We start from the raw sequence: 18,717 nt of genomic DNA, 5'->3' as shown, positions 1-18,717 counted from the left end.
GTATGTCGCTTGAAAATGCCCCTGATGAAGTCAAACTGGCCGTGGATTTAATTGTGCTGCTTGAAGAGAATCGCTTACCGGCACGAACGGTGCTACGCGCGCTGGAAATAGTTATGCGTGATTATGAAAACAAGTTAAAAAGTACGGAAGACGACTCGCAAACAGAGTAATTGCCCTCTGGTTTGTCCTCGTTGTCGCTGACAGAGTGGTCGCTACAGTCAGGCAACAAGGGATGGGTCATGGAACGTCTACCCACCACGCCGCACGATGCGGTATTTCGACAAATGCTGATGCAAAAAGAGGTCGCCCGCGACTTTCTGGCTCTCCACATGCCAGAAGACTTTCTTGCAATCTGCGATCTGGATTCACTGAAGCTGGAGTCGGGGAGTTTTGTTGAAGACAATTTACGCAGCCGCTATTCAGATATTCTCTACTCTCTGCATACCCAACACGGCCCCGGGTATGTTTACGCGCTCATTGAACATCAGAGCAAATCAGACCGGCTGATGGCTTTTCGCCTGATGCGGTACGCCATTGCCGCCATGCAGCGTCATCTGGATGCCGGTCATGATACCTTGCCGCTGGTGGTACCAATCCTCTTTTATCACGGTCCGGAAAGCCCGTGGCCCTATAGCCTTAACTGGCATAATATGTTTGTGAAACCGGATATGGCGAAGGCCTTATACAGCCGCGAATTTGCGCTGGTCGACCTGACGACAATGCCGGATAATCAGCTTTTGCAGCATCGGCGGATAGCGATGTTAGAGCTCCTGCAAAAACATATTCGTCAACGCGATTTAAGCGAACTGCTCGACCCCCTTATCACGCTTTTAACGCAGGATCATTTGACGGACGCGCAGCTCAGTGTGCTGATCAACTATATGTTGAAAGCAGGAAACGCCGCAGAACCCGGGGCGCTGATTCGTCAACTGGCGCAGGGCGCGCCGCAGTATAAGGAACAACTGATGACAATAGCGGAATGGCTGGAAGAAAAAGGCCGAACGGAAGGGTTGCAAAAAGGCCTTGAGCAAGGGTTAGCACAAGGCCGTGAGGCCGAAGCGCGCGCTATTGCCCGCAAAATGCTTGCCAACGGGCTGGAACCCGGGCTCATCTCCAGCGTCACCGGCATTACGCCGGAAGAGCTTTCTACGCTTTCTCATTAGCGGCGCCGCGCGCACTCATAAAGCGCGCAGCCCACCGCCTTTTAGCTTGCCGTAGGCGCCAGATCGCCGCCGTTGAGATCGCGCTTCACTTCAGTGACTTCGTCGCCCTTCGCGTTATGCAGATGCACCTCAAGCTGGTTAAAGGCGATATTGATATCATTTTCACGGCACAGTCGATCGATCGCGCGGTTCAGTTCATCCACCGTATGGCTACGATCGCGCAATTCACGCACGTATAAACGCAGTTCATGATCCAGAGTGCTGGCGCCAAAGGTGGTGAAGAATACGGCAGGTTCCGGATCGTGCATCACCTTCGGATGCTCCATCGCCGCCTGTAGCAGGACTCTTTTCACTTTCTCCAGATCCGAGCCATAAGCCACGCCAAGCCGGATCACCAGACGGGTCGTGGTATCGGAGAGGGACCAGTTAATCAGCCGCTCCGTCACGAACGCTTTGTTCGGAATGATCACTTCTTTACGATCAAAATCGGTAATAGTGGTAGCGCGAATACGAATCTTACTGACCGTGCCGGAGTAGGTGCCGATCGTTACCGTATCGCCAATGCGTACCGGACGTTCGAAGAGGATGATTAAACCCGAGACAAAGTTACCGAAGATCTCCTGTAGCCCAAAACCGAGACCTACCGACAACGCCGCCGCCAGCCACTGGAGTTTATCCCACGAGACGCCGAGCGATCCGAATACTGTCATCGCGCCAACAGCGATAATGACGTAGTTAAGGATCGTGGTGATCGCATACGAAGCCCCCTGGCGCATATTGAGGCGTGAAAGCACCAGCACTTCCAGCAGGCCGGGTAAGTTGCGAATGAGCGCCCAGGCCACCATCGCGGCAATAATGGCGAATAGCAAGCTACCCATCGTCACGCTTTTCACCACCGCAGCGCCAGCTTCGGAGCCGTTGTAGTGCCACAGCGTGATGCTATCAAGATAGCTGAATACGGTGATCAAATCGGACCAAATCGCCCAGAACATAACGCCGAACAGGGCAAGCATTAGCAGCATCGTGATACGTAATGTTTGCTGGTTAATTTGCTCCAGCGCGATGGCGGGTTCCTCCTGTGGCTCCGCGCCTTCCGCTCCCTCTTTTACCAGGTTCTGACGACGAGCCAGCGCGCGTCGCCAGGCAATCCGGCGTGCCGCTACGCTTAACCCGCGCAGCACCGTTTGATAAAGCAGGTTCCAGATAATGACCAGATAGACGGTTTCAATCCAGCGCCCCGCCAGGCGCAGGGTGGTATAGAAATAGCCGGTCGCCGTTAATACCATTAACGCCACCGGAATGATGGAAAGAATCGTCACGGTCACCAGTCGAATGCCGTGAGATTCTTTATCGCGCCAGCTTTCCCGGCACAGTGGCCACACCAGCAATGTTATGACCAGCAGATTGAGGAAAATAACCGCCTGCCCCAGCACGTCATCCATCAGATTCAGCGGCGACAACTCCGCCACCACAGACCAAAAGTGCAGCGGCAGCAATGCGAGGCTAATGCGTACAATCTGGCGACGCCAGTGGCTGGTCAACTGCGCCGGCATACCAAAATGGCGTATCGCCACGCCCTCTTTTTCCAGCACCTTCCAGCACAGTCCAAAGACCAGCCAGAACATCGCGAGCTTTTTACTAAAGGCCCAGAGCAGATCGCTGATATTTAGCTGCATGGTCAGCAAGATCAGTCCAAGCGCGAGGATAATCAGGCACACCGGCAGCGCGCGGATCAGATCGATCAGAATAGCTTTTGGCGTATTGAGCTGACTATCGTTACGCAGCGATCCCACGGCGGCGGCCAGCTTCTGTTGATACGCTTTTAACCATTTCAGACGCCAGCGGATTAAACCGGCGATGAGCAAGAGCGGCAACCCGGCCAAAAAAGCAATAAATACCGCGGGCCAGGCTTTTTGCCAATTCACCGTGATTTTCATGGCGCTGAATTGCTCTTTTAACGTTTGGGGGAACGCTTTAAGCCAGTCCCAGTCCATAGGGCGGTTACTGTTCACCCAAAAAATCTGCTGCGTCAGAATGGCTTTCAGATTTTTCGAGACGCTCATCAACTGCTGCTGGTTAACTTGCAGGTTAATCGCCATCATCAGCTGGTTACCCAACTGTTTATTTAGCTGATCCAATAGCTCACGGCGCATCTCCACCACCTGAAGCAACGCATCATGAACTTCATCATTCACCTCGCTGGTATGCCCCTCCTCCAGCTTGTCGACAAAGGCATCGCTTTGGAATAAGGCATCACGCTGCTGGTTGATTTCAAACTGCTCCAGACGCAAATCCGCAATGCGGTTGGTCATATCTTCGAGTTCGTCGGCGGAGGGCAGGGTTTGCTGCTGTTGATAAAGAATACGCGACAGCAACAGGCTGCCTTTTAAGACGGCAATCTGTTCTTTGATATTTCTTTCCGACTGCAGCGCGCGATCGAGCCAGTTTTTTACTTTAATGTTTTGCTGCATCAACATATTGCCGTTTTCGGTCGCGACAATCAGACGCTGGCTGAGTTGATGGTTAATATCCAGTTCCTGTTTTACCAGTGGGTTCGCCTGGATACGCGCCGTTTCGTCCGGCGAAATGGCCTCCTGGGCCGTTTTTTCCGTTAGCGTAAGTCGTTTACTGTTGACCGCCTCCTGTAAAAGTTGAAGCTGATGTTCAAGGCGATTACTGTTGGCCGTCACGTAATCCCGCTGTTTTTGCAGGGTGTCCTGCAAAACGGTATTCCCTTCAAGACTCTTACGTTGCTGGTCGATCTGCGCATTAAGCAGCGCCTGTTTTGCCTGTAATAACACCTGTTGGCTGGGGCGAAGCGCGGCTTCCCCGACGTTATTGCCGTCCAGACGGTTACGGATTTGCTGTATTTGCTGCGAGGCGGTATACATGGCGTTTTGCACGCGCTCAGGCTGGGTCTGTAGCGAAACAAGCTGGCTGTTATAAGCGGCAAGATCGTTTTGCGAATTTTGCAAATCATCCAGTACCTGCGCCACACGCAGCTCAAGCTGACGTAACGAAAGCGCACTCAGCGTTTTTCGCATTTCATCATCATTATCGACATCGCTCAGCGCATTCAACGCAGCCGTCGCCTGGCGCATTTTTTCAGGCGCCTGCGCCACCTTCTGCCGTAGCTGTACGGTCTCCTCTTTTACCCGCTCGATTTTCTCCAGCGTAGCTAACGTATCAATAAGGTCTTGCTGGACGAGCTTATCCTGGGCGGAGAGATCTTTTTGCTTATTCAGCGTATCCAGCTGGTTTTGCACATCCGCTTTTGACGGCAGGTCGCCATTCGTTTGCCCCCGGGCAAATGCCAGAGACTGACAGGACAGCAGGATAATAAGAACGCTAATTGTAATAAAAACAAAATGCTGTGAACGTTTATAAAGCTGCAACATAGTCATGTGAATGAAGTGTCTGAACCGGCAAGCAGACCGGAAATAATTGAGTCGCAAGAATATCACGCCTGTAACAAACAGAATAGCGACACAGAAAATGTCCAGGAGTTTTCCTGGAATATTATCAGGGGGAGCCGGTGACCGTCGACGCGCGCAGCGTCGGACACAATTGATACATCTCCAGCAGGATCGTGACGTAGGCGCGAGCTTCTTTTTTTAAATCAAACGATTGCGGAGCAAATAACCAGTTTTCCATGAGCCCTGAAATAAAGCTGCGCATCAGTATCGCCGCACGACGGGTCAGCAGATTTTCAGGCAGCATTTTAGCATTAATACAATGTTTTAACGTTTGTTCAATCCGATCGTAACTTTCCAGACAAAGGCTACGTTGCGCCTGTTGAACCACAACCATTTCTCCGACAAACTCACATTTATGGAATATAATCTCCATCAATAAGCGGCGTCGTTCTTCTGTTACAGTAGCTTCAAGAATATGAACTAAAATTTCTCTTAATACAGATAGTGGATCGTCGGGGAATTTTGCCTGATACTCAATCTCAAGCTCACCAATATTGGATTCTGATAGCTCCCAGATCTCACTGAATAAATCCGACTTATTTTTGAAATGCCAATAGATTGCGCCGCGCGTCACGCCAGCAGCGTTCGCAATCTCCGCCAGCGAGGTTGCCGATACGCCTTGCTGCGAGAACAAACGCAGGGCCACATCCAGGATGTGTTGTCGTGTCTCCAGCGCTTGTTGTTTGGTTTTTCGTGCCATATGTCGGTGAATTTACAGGCGTTAGATTTACATACATTTATGGATGTATGTACCATAGCACGACGATAATATAAACGCAGCAATGGGTTTAAGGACCTTTGACCATTGACCAATTTGAAATCGGACACTCGAGGTTTACATATGAACAAAAACAGAGGGTTAACGCCTCTGGCGGTCGTTCTGATGCTCTCAGGCAGCTTAGCGCTAACAGGATGTGACGACAAACAGAACCAGCAAGGCGGCCAGCAGATGCCAGAAGTTGGAGTTGTCACACTAAAAACGGAACCACTGCAAATCACAACTGAACTTCCGGGTCGTACCGTTGCTTACCGTATCGCCGAAGTTCGCCCGCAGGTAAGCGGCATTATCCTGAAGCGTAATTTCGTTGAGGGAAGTGATATCGAAGCGGGAGTCTCTCTCTATCAGATTGATCCTGCGACCTACCAGGCGACTTACGACAGCGCTAAGGGCGATCTGGCAAAAGCGCAGGCCGCCGCGAATATCGCTGAACTGACGGTGAAGCGTTATCAAAAGCTGCTGGGTACGCAGTACATCAGTAAGCAGGAATACGATCAGGCGCTGGCTGACGCGCAACAAGCGACTGCCGCCGTTGTCGCAGCAAAAGCCGCCGTTGAAACCGCACGTATCAACCTGGCGTATACCAAAGTCACCTCACCGATTAGCGGTCGTATTGGTAAGTCATCCGTAACGGAAGGCGCGCTGGTACAGAACGGTCAGGCGTCGGCGCTGGCGACAGTGCAGCAGCTGGACCCTATTTATGTCGATGTGACCCAGTCCAGCAATGATTTCCTGCGCCTGAAGCAGGAGCTGGCAAATGGTTCGCTGAAGCAGGAAAACGGCAAAGCGAAGGTCGATCTGGTGACCAGCGACGGTATCAAATTCCCGCAATCCGGTACGCTTGAGTTCTCCGACGTGACCGTTGACCAAACCACCGGATCTATTACTTTGCGCGCCATCTTCCCTAACCCGGATCACACCTTATTGCCAGGAATGTTCGTTCGCGCACGTCTGCAGGAAGGGACAAAACCGACGGCATTACTGGTTCCACAACAGGGCGTTACCCGTACTCCACGCGGCGATGCCACGGTGCTGGTGGTTGGCGCTGATAACAAAGTGGAAACCCGCCAAATCGTCGCAAGCCAGGCGATCGGCGATAAGTGGCTGGTGACTGACGGGTTGAAAGCGGGCGACCGCGTAGTCGTCAGCGGGCTGCAAAAAGTACGTCCTGGCGCACAGGTTAAAGTGCAGGAAATTACCGCGGATAACAAACAGCAAGCCGCAAGCGGTGATCAACCTGCTCAGCCCAGGTCTTAACTTAAACAGGAGCCGTTAAGACATGCCTAATTTCTTTATCGATCGCCCTATATTTGCGTGGGTGATCGCCATCATCATCATGTTGGCAGGGGGGCTCGCGATCCTCAAATTGCCGGTAGCGCAATATCCGACGATTGCGCCACCAGCAGTGACGATCTCCGCAACCTACCCAGGCGCTGATGCGAAAACGGTACAGGATACCGTCACGCAGGTTATCGAACAGAATATGAACGGTATCGATAACCTGATGTATATGTCCTCCAACAGTGACTCCACGGGGACCGTGCAGATCACGCTGACCTTTGAATCCGGCACCGATGCGGATATCGCGCAGGTTCAGGTTCAGAACAAGTTGCAACTGGCAATGCCGTTACTTCCCCAGGAAGTACAGCAACAGGGCGTAAGCGTTGAGAAGTCCTCAAGTAGCTTCCTGATGGTAGTGGGCGTCATTAACACCGACGGCACCATGACCCAGGAGGATATTTCGGATTACGTTGCCGCCAATATGAAAGATCCGATCAGCCGTACCTCTGGGGTGGGCGACGTCCAGCTGTTTGGTTCGCAGTATGCGATGCGTATCTGGATGAATCCGACAGAGCTGACCAAATACCAACTGACGCCGGTCGACGTGATTAACGCGATCAAAGCGCAGAACGCCCAGGTCGCGGCAGGTCAGCTCGGTGGTACGCCGCCGGTAAAAGGCCAGCAGCTTAACGCATCGATTATTGCCCAAACGCGTCTGACCTCAACGGATGAGTTTGGCAAAATCCTGCTGAAAGTGAATCAGGATGGCTCTCAGGTTCGTCTGCGGGATGTAGCGAAAATTGAGCTTGGCGGCGAAAACTACGACGTCATCGCGAAATTTAACGGTCAGCCAGCGTCAGGTCTCGGCATCAAACTGGCTACCGGCGCCAACGCGCTGGATACCGCTACCGCTATTCGCGCCGAACTGAAAAAAATGGAACCGTTCTTCCCGCCAGGGATGAAAATCGTCTACCCGTATGACACCACGCCGTTCGTGAAGATCTCTATTCATGAAGTGGTAAAAACGCTGGTCGAAGCGATTATCCTCGTGTTCCTGGTGATGTACCTGTTCCTGCAGAACTTCCGCGCGACGTTGATTCCGACTATTGCGGTTCCGGTGGTGTTGTTGGGAACCTTTGCCGTGCTTGCGGCATTCGGTTTCTCGATAAACACGCTGACGATGTTCGGGATGGTGCTCGCCATCGGCTTGCTGGTGGATGACGCCATCGTGGTGGTCGAGAACGTCGAACGTGTTATGACGGAAGAAGGCCTTCCGCCGAAGGAAGCGACGCGCAAATCCATGGGCCAGATTCAGGGCGCATTGGTGGGTATCGCGATGGTACTGTCGGCGGTATTTATTCCGATGGCCTTCTTTGGCGGCTCAACCGGGGCAATTTATCGTCAGTTCTCTATCACCATCGTATCGGCGATGGCGCTGTCGGTGCTGGTCGCGCTGATCCTGACGCCCGCGCTGTGCGCGACGATGCTCAAACCCGTCGCCAAAGGCGATCATGGCGAAGGGAAAAAAGGCTTTTTCGGCTGGTTTAACCGCCTGTTCGATAAGAGCACGCATCACTACACCGATAGCGTAGGCAATATTCTGCGCAGCACCGGGCGTTATCTGCTGCTCTATCTCATTATCGTCGTCGGTATGGCTTATCTGTTCGTTCGTCTGCCAAGCTCTTTCTTGCCGGATGAAGACCAGGGCGTATTCCTGACAATGGTCCAGCTCCCCGCCGGCGCGACGCAAGAGCGCACGCAAAAAGTGCTGGATGAGGTCACGGATTACTATCTGAACAAAGAGAAAGCCAACGTTGAATCGGTATTCGCCGTCAACGGCTTCGGTTTTGCAGGGCGCGGTCAGAATACCGGTATTGCATTCGTGTCGTTGAAAGACTGGGCCGATCGTCCAGGCGAAAAAAATAAGGTTGAAGCGATTACCCAGCGGGCAACCGCAGCGTTTTCACAAATTAAAGATGCGATGGTCTTCGCCTTTAACCTGCCGGCGATTGTTGAACTGGGCACCGCAACCGGGTTTGACTTCGAGTTGATTGACCAGGCGGGACTTGGTCATGAAAAACTGACCCAGGCGCGTAATCAGTTGTTCGGCGAGGTAGCGAAATATCCTGATCTGCTGGTAGGCGTTCGACCTAACGGCCTGGAGGATACGCCGCAGTTTAAAATCGATATCGACCAGGAAAAAGCTCAGGCGCTGGGCGTGTCTATTAGCGACATCAATACCACGCTGGGCGCAGCATGGGGCGGCAGCTATGTAAACGACTTTATCGATCGCGGTCGTGTGAAGAAAGTTTACGTGATGTCCGAAGCGAAATACCGCATGTTGCCGGATGATATTAACGACTGGTACGTTCGTGGTAGCGATGGTCAGATGGTGCCGTTCTCCGCATTCTCCTCTTCCCGCTGGGAATATGGTTCGCCGCGTCTGGAACGCTATAACGGTCTGCCTTCGATGGAAATTCTGGGTCAGGCGGCGCCAGGCAAGAGTACCGGTGAAGCGATGGCGATGATGGAAGAACTGGCCAGCAAGCTGCCGTCAGGCATTGGGTATGACTGGACCGGGATGTCCTACCAGGAACGGTTGTCCGGCAACCAGGCCCCTGCCCTGTATGCTATCTCGCTGATCGTCGTCTTCCTGTGTCTGGCGGCATTGTATGAGAGCTGGTCTATCCCGTTCTCCGTAATGCTGGTTGTTCCGCTTGGGGTTATCGGCGCGCTGCTGGCTGCGACCTTCCGCGGACTGACTAACGACGTTTACTTCCAGGTGGGCCTGCTCACAACCATTGGGTTGTCGGCGAAGAACGCGATACTTATCGTCGAATTCGCCAAAGACTTAATGGATAAAGAAGGGAAAGGTCTGGTAGAAGCGACGCTGGAGGCCGTCCGGATGCGTTTGCGCCCGATTTTGATGACCTCGTTAGCGTTCATGCTGGGGGTTATGCCGCTGGTTATCAGTTCCGGCGCGGGTTCCGGCGCGCAGAATGCGGTAGGTACTGGCGTACTGGGCGGGATGGTAACGGCAACCGTACTGGCTATTTTCTTCGTACCGGTCTTCTTCGTGGTGGTACGCCGCCGCTTTAGCCGTAAAAGCGAAGATATTGAGCATAGTCATTCGACAGAACATCGCTGATTTGCTCACTGTAGATAAGGCCGCGCAAGCGGCCTTTTTTACGCAAAAATCATAAAATACGCTTATTGTTAGATTGATTATTTTTTGCCATATTAATAAAAGGTATAATCCTTACTGCGTTAAAGGCTTTTCTTAGGAAAGTTGGCCATTTCTTAATTCAGCCATTAATTAAGAAATATTAAGAATATTCCTGGCTATTTTCTCCTGTCAGAGTCTATTGTTTTAGCCTGAAAAGCTAAAAAACGTTAACCCAATGATTACACAAACAATAAAACTGGTTCCTTTTTAGGCGACCGACGATCACTGTTAAAATTCGAAAAAGTATGGCAACACGCGGCTTTCACGCAATTGTAATTTTTCGTAATATGACGATGAAAAGTTTTTTAGAGTAGATTATAGTTAAATCATAAGGTGACGTGGGAAGTACCAGGTTAGTTAGTTGTATCCATCCCGAAGGTGTTCGGTTAGTTTAAGCCACTAAAAAGGGGATGCATTATGGACGAATACTCACCCAAAAGACATGATATAGCACAGCTTAAATTTCTTTGCGAAACCCTGTATCATGACTGTCTTGCAAACCTTGAAGAAAGCAACCATGGCTGGGTTAATGACCCGACCTCAGCAGTCAACCTGCAGCTCAATGAGCTGATAGAGCATATTGCAACTTTCGCTCTTAATTATAAAATTAAGTACAATGAAGACAATAAATTGATTGCGCAGATAGATGAATACCTGGACGACACCTTTATGTTGTTCAGCAGCTATGGTATTAATACGCAGGATTTGCAAAAATGGCGTAAATCGGGCAACCGCCTGTTCCGTTGTTTCGTCAACGCCACCAGGGCTAATCCTGTTAGTTTGTCTTGTTAAAAATTATTACAATCATAGGTAGAATTTATGTCTGATAAACCATTAACTAAAACTGATTATTTGATGCGTTTACGGCGCTGTCAGACAATTGACACTCTGGAGCGCGTCATTGAGAAAAATAAATATGAATTGTCCGACAATGAGCTGGCTGTATTTTACTCAGCTGCGGATCACCGTCTTGCAGAATTGACGATGAACAAACTCTACGACAAGATCCCCTCTTCAGTATGGAAATTCATTCGTTAATCACGCTACATTACTTTTTAGAGAACACGCAGGTGTTATCTGCCTCCTCGTTCTGGCTAATAACACAACGGGCTATTATAGAACAGTGATATAGATCACATACCAATAGCAGGGAACGTTCCCTCTAATACTTTATTATTGCTTCTATTGCGATAATATCCACCAAGGGGAGCGCGCGATGAGTGACGAAAAACAAAAAATGATCGCTGGGGCACTGTATTGCCCGACCGATGAAACTTTATGCCAGGATCGACTGCGGGCGCGTCAACTCATCCATCAATACAATTATACTACGCCTGATGAAATAAATAAGCGTCAGGCGATTTTACGCGACCTGTTGGGTCGATGCGAAGACGCCTATATTGAACCTTCCTTCCGTTGCGACTACGGCTATAATATTTTTCTTGGTCACTCCTTTTACGCTAACTTCGACTGCGTCATGCTTGATGTTTGCCCAATTCATATTGGCGATAATTGTATGCTCGCGCCAGGGGTACATATCTATACCGCCACGCACCCGCTGGACGCCGTCGAACGCAACAGCGGCAGAGAATTCGGTAAACCCGTCACTATCGGAAATAACGTCTGGATAGGCGGACGAGCCGTCGTTAATCCTGGCGTAACCATCGGCGATAACGTCGTCGTCGCTTCAGGCGCTGTGGTGACAAAAAACGTACCGCCAGACGTCGTGGTAGGCGGAAATCCGGCGCGAATCATTAAAAAATTGTAGTCAAAATGATAACTGTTATGCTAATTCGTGGTTAATCTGTTACTTTTTTCACGTTACACCTCCCTTTAAAATGGGCTGTTATTACCCCCTATGTCGCAGAAATCATGAAGGCAAAAGATGACAGAGATACAGCGCCTGCTTAGCGAAACTATTGATGACTTAAACGTCCGTGAAAAACGCGATAACAGGCCGCGTTTTAGTATCAGTTTTATCCGCAAGCATCCAGGGTTATTTATCGCGATGTATGCAGCCTGGTTTGCGACGCTGGCGGTCATGCTGCAATCAGAAACGCTGGTGGGGTCGGTGTGGCTGTTAGTGGTGTTATTTATCGCATTTAATGGCTTCTTCTTTTTCGACATCGCCCCGCGTTATCACTATAACGACATCGATGTGCTGGACCTCCGGGTCTGTTACAACGGCGAATGGTACAACACCCGCTTTGTTCCCCCCACGCTCATTGAGACGATTCTTCAGTCTCCACAGGTGGATAATGAACATAAAGTCCAGCTGCAAAAAATGGTTGCCCGTAAGGGCGAACTTTCCTTCTACGATATTTTTACGCTGGCCCGCGCAGAAGCCAGCCGGTAATAAAAAAGTGCGCACCCTCCCTGGTACGCACTGCTTTCCCTGAACTGTTGGTTTTTTAACGTCTTTTTTTACGCCCCTGAACCGCCTTAAAACGCGGATTTGTTTTACAAATCACGTATAAGCGTCCTTTGCGTTTGACTATCTGGCAATCCGGATGCCGTTGTTTTGCATTGCGAAGTGAGTTTAACACCTGCATTTCATTTACCCCTTTTAGCGCCGATAAAATGACCAAAACGTTTCTGGAAGCGTGCGGCGCTACTTTCGCTATCAAACGTTTTCTGTCTACCGGTATAAAAAGGATGCGATTTTGATGACACATCAATAGTGACATACGGATATGTCACGCCGTCCAGTTCGATTTCACGTTCAGTTTTGATAGTTGATCCCACTTTCACATATTCATTTGCGCTGGTGTCGTGAAATACGACGGTGCGGTATACAGGATGAATATCAGGTTTCATTGCGCCCTCTCAATTATGTTATAACATAACAATAAAATACGCTATCAACGCTCCTTTTTCAACCGGTAAACATTCACGATCTCTTCCTGGCGGCAAAAGCAACGTGGCGTAACGCGTTAGTCTGGCCCCTGTATCTGTAAAATCGATAAAATAGCTTTATCATTCAAGGGCGCGATTTACGATCGGATATACTTTCTCTACGCTGTGTTTATAAGGACATCACTGTGACAACACGACATCTGGTCAGCCTGGTAACGGGAGTGCTTATCCTGTCTGTCCTTTTCCCGATAGGATTGAGCCTGTGGCTGGCGCACCGTCAAGTTGAAAAAAGGTTTAATGAAGAGCTGGATATCTTCTCGTCCCGGGTAGCGCTACGTACAGAAAGGGTCAGTGACCAGGCAAAAGCCGCGTTAACGCATATTGCCTCCTTTAAAGGCGAGCCCTGCAGCAGCGCCCATTTACTCGCCATGCGCCGCGTGTCTTATAGCTTTCGGTATGTCCAGGAAGTTCTGTATCTTAAAAATTCGATTCCCGTTTGCTCCTCACTTGAAAAAGAGAGCCATATTCCCGCTTTCCCTCCGCCCATGAAAATCACTCGCGACGGTTATCGCGCCTGGTTTACGGCGCAAAACGATCTGGGTATAAAACGCTATATGGCGGCACTCGGGAGCGACAGCTATATCGTGATGATCGACCCGGCGTCCTTTATCGATGTGATTCCGTTTGGCGCATGGCCGATTGACGTCGCTATTATTGGCCGGGAACGCAATACTGTGGTTGCCAGCAGCGGTAACCTTGACCCCGCTATTCTTCCGCTCATTCACCATGAGACGCCCCTGCGGCTGGAAAACCGAGGCATTCAGTATGCTATCCACCCCTTTCCGGAAATGGGCATTACTATCGTAAGCTGGGCACCGACCGCTCCGCTGGAAAGGAGCTGGTATCGACAGGCGTTTATCTGGCTACCGGCGGGCATCGTAACGGGTCTGCTGGCTGCGGCCTTTATTCTGCGTATTTTGCGTCGGCTACAGTCGCCCCGCCACCGTCTCCAGGATGCGATAGACAATCGCGAAATTAACGTACACTATCAGCCTATTGTCTCCCTGAGCAGCGGAAAAATTGTCGGTGCCGAAGCCTTAGCTCGCTGGCAACAGGCGGACGGCACTTTCCTTTCGCCGGAAATTTTTATCGCGCTGGCTGAACAAACCGGGCTCACGGAGCCGCTAACCCGGCTAATCATCGACACCGTTTTTGAAGACATGGGGAGTTGGTTAAAGTCCCATCCCGAACAACATATTTCAATCAATCTTGAGGCATCCGATCTGGCGTCGGAAACGTTGCCGACGCAGTTAAGCACGCTGCTGAACCGTAACCAAATTTCTCCGTCGCAAATCGCGCTTGAGTTAACGGAACGCGAGTTCGCCGATCCGAAAACCAGCGCGCCAATTGTCGCCAGATACCGTAACGCGGGACATTCAATTTATATTGATGACTTTGGCACCGGCTATTCCAGCCTCAGCTACTTACAAAATCTGGATGTGGATGTCCTTAAAATTGATAAATCTTTTGTCGATGCGCTGGAATATAAAAACGTCACGCCGCATATTATTGAAATGGCGAAAACGCTCAAACTCAAGATGGTCGCAGAAGGCATCGAAACGACCAGGCAAGAACAGTGGCTACGCCAGCATGGCGTACATTATGGTCAGGGCTGGTTATACAGTAAGCCCCTACCCGCTACGGCATTTATTCTTTGGGCGGAACAGCGGCTATAACGTCGCACAGCAGAAAAGAACAGTGTGGAGAGGCACAAATGGGTGGGGGCCCTGCCAGCTACATCCCGGCACACGCGTCATCTGCCTTGGCTGCTTCCTTCCGGACCTGACCTGGTAAACAGAGTAGCGTTGCGGGAGAACCAACAGAGCCCCCATTGAGAGCGTTGTGAACCAACGCGCAGGCGCATTATCACTGCTATATCGTGCAATTGCAACCCATCAGGCATCGGATGCTGGTTTCTTGCGCATCCGGGCTTTCCTCCCCCCTTATTCCAGATTATCCTGAAGCATTAACGCAGGATTCTATTATGGATATTCAGGACACTTTTCCTCAACGCGTCTGGCAAATCGTCGCCTCGATCCCGGAAGGATTTGTCACGACCTACGGTGATGTCGCCCGGCTTGCCGGTTCCCCTCGGGCGGCGCGTCAGGTCGGCGGAGTGTTAAAACGTCTGCCGGAAGGCAGCACTTTACCATGGCATCGGGTGGTGAACCGCCACGGCGCAATATCACTTACCGGGCCGGATCTACAGCGGCAACGTCAGGCATTACTGGCGGAAGGCGTGGTGGTGTCGGGAAGCGGACAAATCGATTTACAACGCTATCGCTGGGTGTATTAACCCTCTCCGTAACGGAGAGGGTTGGCGCAGGATTAATACTGGGTAGGCGCAGGAACGGCAGAAGACGGATTGACCTGGGTCGGCGAAGTCGATGGAACCGTCGTCGTCGCACCACCGCTGGCCTGCACAGGCACCGCCGTTTGCTGTACCGGTACCAGCGTCAGATCCGCTTTAGTGCCGCCATTGTTAATCACCGGTTTCACGCTATCGGTAATAAATACCAGCTTATTGTCAACGGTGATGGCCGCGCTCAGGAGAATACGCGCGTTAGGTTGAATATCTGATGGGTTAAACGGCAACACAAAACTGAAAGGCGCCTGTTTACCTTCGGTACGTACCGCTTTTTGCGACAGCACCTTAGACGGCGCATCAGCCAGCGAAGCATCTGAAAGCGTCACGGTCAGCACCGCATCTGGCGGCAGAGCGACCTTCTGGCGGATCCAGACGGTACCGGAAACATTGGGTTGCTGAATAGTAGACTGGTTAGCTGTAATCGACATGTTAGGGTTTGGCGCAGGCGTCTGGATATCAGCGCTTTTATCAGCGCAGGCCGCCAGAGATATCGCAACCGCTAAACCACTTACGATGTGCACGAGTTTCATTCAATTCTCCTTATCATCAATGCACCAGCAGGCCTTTCCCCCCGCCGGAAGAGTGGTTAACAGAAACATAACGTGATTAAGTGTGGCACATGTCACTCATTTTTGCCTGGAATTGGTCTGTTATTCAGACTTTTGTACCCATCGGACCACTTGCAAAATTGCGTTATACTCTGCCCTACCTCGCTTCGGCATCGTTGTCACCTGGAGAGTATGTATGAGTCAGACACTGAATAATTTGCTGACATTATTGAATCTGGAAAAAATTGAAGAAGGACTCTTTCGGGGCCAAAGTGAAGACTTAGGGCTGCGCCAGGTATTTGGCGGTCAGGTGGTGGGCCAGGCGCTCTATGCCGCCAAAGAAACGGTGCCGGAAGCGCGACTGGTGCATTCATTCCACAGTTATTTTCTGCGGCCAGGCGACAGCCAAAAACCCATTATCTATGACGTAGAAGTGCTGCGCGATGGGAACAGCTTCAGCGCCCGCCGCGTTGCCGCTATTCAGAACGGGAAACCCATCTTTTATATGACCGCCTCATTCCAGGCGCCGGAACCGGGTTTTGAACATCAAAAAACCATGCCGACGGCAGTCGGGCCGGAAGGACTACCGTCAGAAACGGAAATCGCGCAATCGCTGGCGCATTTACTGCCGCCGATTCTGAAAGAAAAGTTTCTCTGCGATCGCCCGCTGGAAATTCGTCCCGTCGAATTTCACAATCCGTTGAAAGGTCACGTCGCCGCGCCTGTGCGTCAGGTATGGATTCGCGCCAACGGCACCGTTCCGGATGACATTCGCGTCCATCAATATTTACTGGGATACGCCTCGGATCTGAATTTCCTTCCCGTCGCGCTTCAGCCTCACGGCATCGGTTTTCTGGAAAAGGGCATTCAGATCGCCACTATCGATCACTCTATGTGGTTCCATCGTCCGTTCAATTTTAATGAATGGCTACTTTATAGCGTGGAGAGCACTTCCGCCTCCAGCGCCCGGGGCTTTGTTCGCGGCGAGTTTTATACTCAGGATGGCGCGTTGGTCGCTTCAACCGTGCAGGAAGGGGTAATGCGCAATCACAATTAAAAAACATGCCGCTATGCGGCGTTAATGGCCTGATGACGCTGCGCTTATCCGGCCTACGGTAAACTGGATAAGCGCAGCGCCATCAGGCATGTTGCGCAATCACGCGTTATACGCATTCTCGCCGTGACTGTTCACATCCAGCCCCTCGCGCTCCTGCTCTTCCGGTACACGCAGTCCAACAAGGATATCCGCCAGTTTGTAACCAACAAACGCGACAACGCCGGACCAGACGACCGTAATAGCAATACTTTCCAGCTGTACCATCACCTGATGTCCCATCGTAACGCCGTCGACAAAGCCAACGCCGCCCAGCGAACTGGCGGCAAAAACGCCGGTCAGGATACAGCCGATTATTCCGCAAACGCCGTGAACGCCAAATACGTCGCACGGATCATCTACCCGTAACAGACGTTTAAGCATGGTGACTCCCCACAATCCCGCCAGCCCCGCAATAACGCCGATAACCAACGCGCCGCCAACGCCAACATAGCCACAGGCTGGCGTCACGCCGACCAGACCGGCAATCGCGCCGGAACACGCTCCCAGCAGGGAAGGCTTACCGCGTAGCGTCCACTCGCCGATAATCCACCCCAGAATCGCGGCGGCGGTCGCCACCACGGTGTTCACAAAGGCCAGCGCTGCTATCTCGTTTGCGCTACCAGCAGAACCCGCGTTAAATCCAAACCAGCCGATATACAGAATCGCAGTACCGGTAAAGACCATCGGCAGGTTATGGGGTTTAAATGCTTCTTTCCCAAAGCCGACGCGTTTGCCAATTAAATAAGCCCCTACCAGCCCGGCGATAGCGGCGTTAATATGCACCACCGTACCACCGGCAAAATCCAGCGCGCCGTGAGCAGCCAGCAGGCCGCCGCCCCACACCATGTGCGCAATCGGAATATAAGAGAGCGTGAACCACACCACGACAAAAATCAGTACCGCCGAAAAACGAATACGCTCCGCCAGCGCGCCGACAATCAGCCCGACGGTAATACAGGCGAAAGATCCCTGAAACGCGACATGAATATACTGATAAATCGTACCCGTTACCGCCGTCAACGCGATATTCTTCAACATCGCCCCATCGGTATTACCGAAGAAATGATTCCCTTCGCCAAAAGCCAGCGAATAGCCGTACACCACCCATAAAATACAGACCAGCGCAAAGGTGACGGTCACTTGCGTTAACATTGACAGCACGTTCTTAGCGCGAATTAATCCGCCGTAAAACAGCGCGATACCCGGTATCGTCATGAACAGCACCAGCGCGGTACAAATCATCATAAAAGCACTATCCGCTTTATCGGCAACCGCCGGCGCGGCTATCGTTAGCCCAGGCAGCAGCGCCAGTGAAGCCAGTGTGGTTTTTATCATCGCTATCTTCATTTTTTCATTTCCTGTTGCTGTGTGGCGGGTCTTACAGCGCTGCTTCGTCAGCTTCGCCGGTACGAATCCGAATAACGCGCATGAGCTCCGCGACGAAAATTTTGCCGTCGCCAATTTTTCCGGTGTAAGCCGCTTTACTGATGATATCGATCACCTCTTCCAGTTGGTTGTCGGCGATAGCCACATCAATTTTGACCTTCGGCAGGAAATTCACGCTGTACTCCGCGCCGCGATACAGTTCGGCGTGTCCTTTCTGACGGCCAAACCCTTTCACTTCGGTGACGGTCAGTCCCTGAATGCCAATGGAAGAAAGCGCCTCCCGCACGTCCTCCAGCTTGAACGGTTTGATAATCACGGTAACCAGCTTCATAGAACCCTCCAGTCAGAATTAGGTAACGGCTGCCGCCGCGCATGGACTCTTCAGAATGGATATTGCAAAGGATGTGCCAGAAGCTGGCGAGCGAGGAAAGGCGCGGTTAGCGGCGCGTCTTTATATTGACGCGCCCCAACATTGAAGC

Annotated in this window: 18 protein-coding genes and 1 other RNA gene; 11 read left to right on the top strand and 8 right to left on the bottom strand. The window is 51.4% G+C overall.

The window, feature by feature from the left end; all coding sequences use genetic code 11:
* Positions 1–2: 2 nt before the first annotated feature.
* The gene (rsmS, locus tag J4645_RS01175) at positions 3–170 is read left to right on the top strand and encodes a pleiotropic regulatory protein RsmS (RefSeq protein WP_000051161.1); all 168 of its coding nucleotides are present in this window, start codon (positions 3–5) and stop codon (positions 168–170) included.
* Between the two features lie 69 nt (positions 171–239).
* Positions 240–1,163, top strand: coding sequence for an Rpn family recombination-promoting nuclease/putative transposase (locus J4645_RS01170; protein ID WP_023376729.1), 924 nt, complete (start codon positions 240–242; stop codon positions 1,161–1,163).
* A 41-nt stretch (positions 1,164–1,204) separates the two neighbouring features.
* On the opposite strand, the gene mscK is transcribed toward J4645_RS01170, so the two are convergent.
* A complete protein-coding gene (gene mscK / locus J4645_RS01165) occupies positions 1,205–4,567 on the bottom strand; it encodes a mechanosensitive channel MscK (RefSeq protein WP_000178238.1) in 3,363 nt (1,120 codons plus the stop codon).
* Between the two features lie 118 nt (positions 4,568–4,685).
* Complete coding sequence (gene acrR, locus J4645_RS01160; RefSeq protein WP_000101756.1) at positions 4,686–5,339, bottom strand: multidrug efflux transporter transcriptional repressor AcrR; 654 nt, start codon at positions 5,337–5,339, stop codon at positions 4,686–4,688.
* A gap of 141 nt (positions 5,340–5,480) precedes the next feature.
* On the opposite strand from acrR, the gene acrA reads away from it, so the two are divergent.
* From acrA to J4645_RS01130, 6 genes are all read left to right on the top strand, one after another.
* The gene (gene acrA, locus J4645_RS01155; protein WP_023214889.1) at positions 5,481–6,674 is read left to right on the top strand and encodes a multidrug efflux RND transporter periplasmic adaptor subunit AcrA; all 1,194 of its coding nucleotides are present in this window, start codon (positions 5,481–5,483) and stop codon (positions 6,672–6,674) included.
* Positions 6,675–6,696: 22 nt separating this feature from the next.
* Positions 6,697–9,846, top strand: a complete 3,150-nt coding sequence (acrB, locus tag J4645_RS01150) for an efflux RND transporter permease AcrB (protein WP_001132508.1) — start codon at positions 6,697–6,699, stop codon at positions 9,844–9,846.
* A 495-nt stretch (positions 9,847–10,341) separates the two neighbouring features.
* Positions 10,342–10,716, top strand: coding sequence for an Hha toxicity modulator TomB (gene tomB / locus J4645_RS01145; RefSeq protein ID WP_000344807.1), 375 nt, complete (start codon positions 10,342–10,344; stop codon positions 10,714–10,716).
* Between the two features lie 27 nt (positions 10,717–10,743).
* Complete coding sequence (locus J4645_RS01140; RefSeq protein WP_001280991.1) at positions 10,744–10,962, top strand: HHA domain-containing protein; 219 nt, start codon at positions 10,744–10,746, stop codon at positions 10,960–10,962.
* 178 nt (positions 10,963–11,140) lie between these two features.
* Positions 11,141–11,692, top strand: coding sequence for a maltose O-acetyltransferase (gene maa / locus J4645_RS01135; protein ID WP_001278791.1), 552 nt, complete (start codon positions 11,141–11,143; stop codon positions 11,690–11,692).
* A 117-nt stretch (positions 11,693–11,809) separates the two neighbouring features.
* The gene (locus tag J4645_RS01130) at positions 11,810–12,280 is read left to right on the top strand and encodes a YlaC family protein (protein WP_000136183.1); all 471 of its coding nucleotides are present in this window, start codon (positions 11,810–11,812) and stop codon (positions 12,278–12,280) included.
* 55 nt (positions 12,281–12,335) lie between these two features.
* On the opposite strand, the gene ykgO is transcribed toward J4645_RS01130, so the two are convergent.
* On the bottom strand, positions 12,336–12,476 hold the full coding sequence (ykgO, locus tag J4645_RS01125) for a type B 50S ribosomal protein L36 (RefSeq protein WP_001197749.1): 141 nt from the start codon (positions 12,474–12,476) through the stop codon (positions 12,336–12,338).
* A 1-nt stretch (position 12,477) separates the two neighbouring features.
* Positions 12,478–12,741: a type B 50S ribosomal protein L31 gene (locus J4645_RS01120; protein ID WP_000801416.1), complete on the bottom strand. Its 264-nt coding sequence runs from the start codon at positions 12,739–12,741 to the stop codon at positions 12,478–12,480.
* A gap of 224 nt (positions 12,742–12,965) precedes the next feature.
* On the opposite strand from J4645_RS01120, the gene J4645_RS01115 reads away from it, so the two are divergent.
* Positions 12,966–14,516 carry an EAL domain-containing protein gene (locus J4645_RS01115; RefSeq protein ID WP_023215340.1) on the top strand — a complete coding sequence of 517 codons (1,551 nt, stop codon included), beginning with the start codon at positions 12,966–12,968 and terminating at the stop codon, positions 14,514–14,516.
* 49 nt (positions 14,517–14,565) lie between these two features.
* Here the strand turns inward: J4645_RS01115 and ffs are convergent.
* An RNA gene (gene ffs / locus J4645_RS01110) (signal recognition particle sRNA small type) lies at positions 14,566–14,662 on the bottom strand.
* Between the two features lie 84 nt (positions 14,663–14,746).
* On the opposite strand from ffs, the gene J4645_RS01105 reads away from it, so the two are divergent.
* Entirely contained in the window at positions 14,747–15,136 is a 390-nt protein-coding gene (locus J4645_RS01105) for an MGMT family protein (RefSeq protein ID WP_000961285.1), read from the top strand.
* Between the two features lie 32 nt (positions 15,137–15,168).
* Here the strand turns inward: J4645_RS01105 and J4645_RS01100 are convergent, their stop codons facing one another.
* Entirely contained in the window at positions 15,169–15,738 is a 570-nt protein-coding gene (locus J4645_RS01100; protein WP_000779802.1) for a YbaY family lipoprotein, read from the bottom strand.
* 214 nt (positions 15,739–15,952) lie between these two features.
* Between J4645_RS01100 and tesB the strand changes: the two genes are divergently transcribed.
* Complete coding sequence (gene tesB, locus J4645_RS01095; RefSeq protein WP_000084176.1) at positions 15,953–16,813, top strand: acyl-CoA thioesterase II; 861 nt, start codon at positions 15,953–15,955, stop codon at positions 16,811–16,813.
* A 99-nt stretch (positions 16,814–16,912) separates the two neighbouring features.
* On the opposite strand, the gene amtB is transcribed toward tesB, so the two are convergent.
* Both amtB and glnK read right to left on the bottom strand, forming a co-directional pair.
* A complete protein-coding gene (gene amtB, locus J4645_RS01090) occupies positions 16,913–18,199 on the bottom strand; it encodes an ammonium transporter AmtB (protein WP_000684916.1) in 1,287 nt (428 codons plus the stop codon).
* Between the two features lie 31 nt (positions 18,200–18,230).
* Positions 18,231–18,569 (bottom strand): P-II family nitrogen regulator, encoded by a 339-nt coding sequence (gene glnK, locus J4645_RS01085; RefSeq protein WP_000780342.1) that lies wholly within the window; start codon positions 18,567–18,569, stop codon positions 18,231–18,233.
* Positions 18,570–18,717 lie beyond the last annotated feature (148 nt).

This window comes from Salmonella sp. 32082101201600294FB01SM01 (assembly GCF_017572865.1).
Taxonomy (GTDB): Bacteria; Pseudomonadota; Gammaproteobacteria; order Enterobacterales; family Enterobacteriaceae; genus Salmonella; species Salmonella enterica.
This window is presented reverse-complemented; position numbering and strand designations above follow the sequence as displayed.

Coding starts and splice junctions, on each gene's coding strand:
- rsmS (WP_000051161.1), top strand. CDS start 3: ATGTCGCTTGAAAATGCCCCTGATGAAGTCAAACTGGCCGTGGATTTA.
- J4645_RS01170 (WP_023376729.1), top strand. CDS start 240: ATGGAACGTCTACCCACCACGCCGCACGATGCGGTATTTCGACAAATG.
- mscK (WP_000178238.1), bottom strand. CDS start 4,567: ATGACTATGTTGCAGCTTTATAAACGTTCACAGCATTTTGTTTTTATT.
- acrR (WP_000101756.1), bottom strand. CDS start 5,339: ATGGCACGAAAAACCAAACAACAAGCGCTGGAGACACGACAACACATC.
- acrA (WP_023214889.1), top strand. CDS start 5,481: ATGAACAAAAACAGAGGGTTAACGCCTCTGGCGGTCGTTCTGATGCTC.
- acrB (WP_001132508.1), top strand. CDS start 6,697: ATGCCTAATTTCTTTATCGATCGCCCTATATTTGCGTGGGTGATCGCC.
- tomB (WP_000344807.1), top strand. CDS start 10,342: ATGGACGAATACTCACCCAAAAGACATGATATAGCACAGCTTAAATTT.
- J4645_RS01140 (WP_001280991.1), top strand. CDS start 10,744: ATGTCTGATAAACCATTAACTAAAACTGATTATTTGATGCGTTTACGG.
- maa (WP_001278791.1), top strand. CDS start 11,141: ATGAGTGACGAAAAACAAAAAATGATCGCTGGGGCACTGTATTGCCCG.
- J4645_RS01130 (WP_000136183.1), top strand. CDS start 11,810: ATGACAGAGATACAGCGCCTGCTTAGCGAAACTATTGATGACTTAAAC.
- ykgO (WP_001197749.1), bottom strand. CDS start 12,476: ATGCAGGTGTTAAACTCACTTCGCAATGCAAAACAACGGCATCCGGAT.
- J4645_RS01120 (WP_000801416.1), bottom strand. CDS start 12,741: ATGAAACCTGATATTCATCCTGTATACCGCACCGTCGTATTTCACGAC.
- J4645_RS01105 (WP_000961285.1), top strand. CDS start 14,747: ATGCTGGTTTCTTGCGCATCCGGGCTTTCCTCCCCCCTTATTCCAGAT.
- J4645_RS01100 (WP_000779802.1), bottom strand. CDS start 15,738: ATGAAACTCGTGCACATCGTAAGTGGTTTAGCGGTTGCGATATCTCTG.
- tesB (WP_000084176.1), top strand. CDS start 15,953: ATGAGTCAGACACTGAATAATTTGCTGACATTATTGAATCTGGAAAAA.
- amtB (WP_000684916.1), bottom strand. CDS start 18,199: ATGAAGATAGCGATGATAAAAACCACACTGGCTTCACTGGCGCTGCTG.
- glnK (WP_000780342.1), bottom strand. CDS start 18,569: ATGAAGCTGGTTACCGTGATTATCAAACCGTTCAAGCTGGAGGACGTG.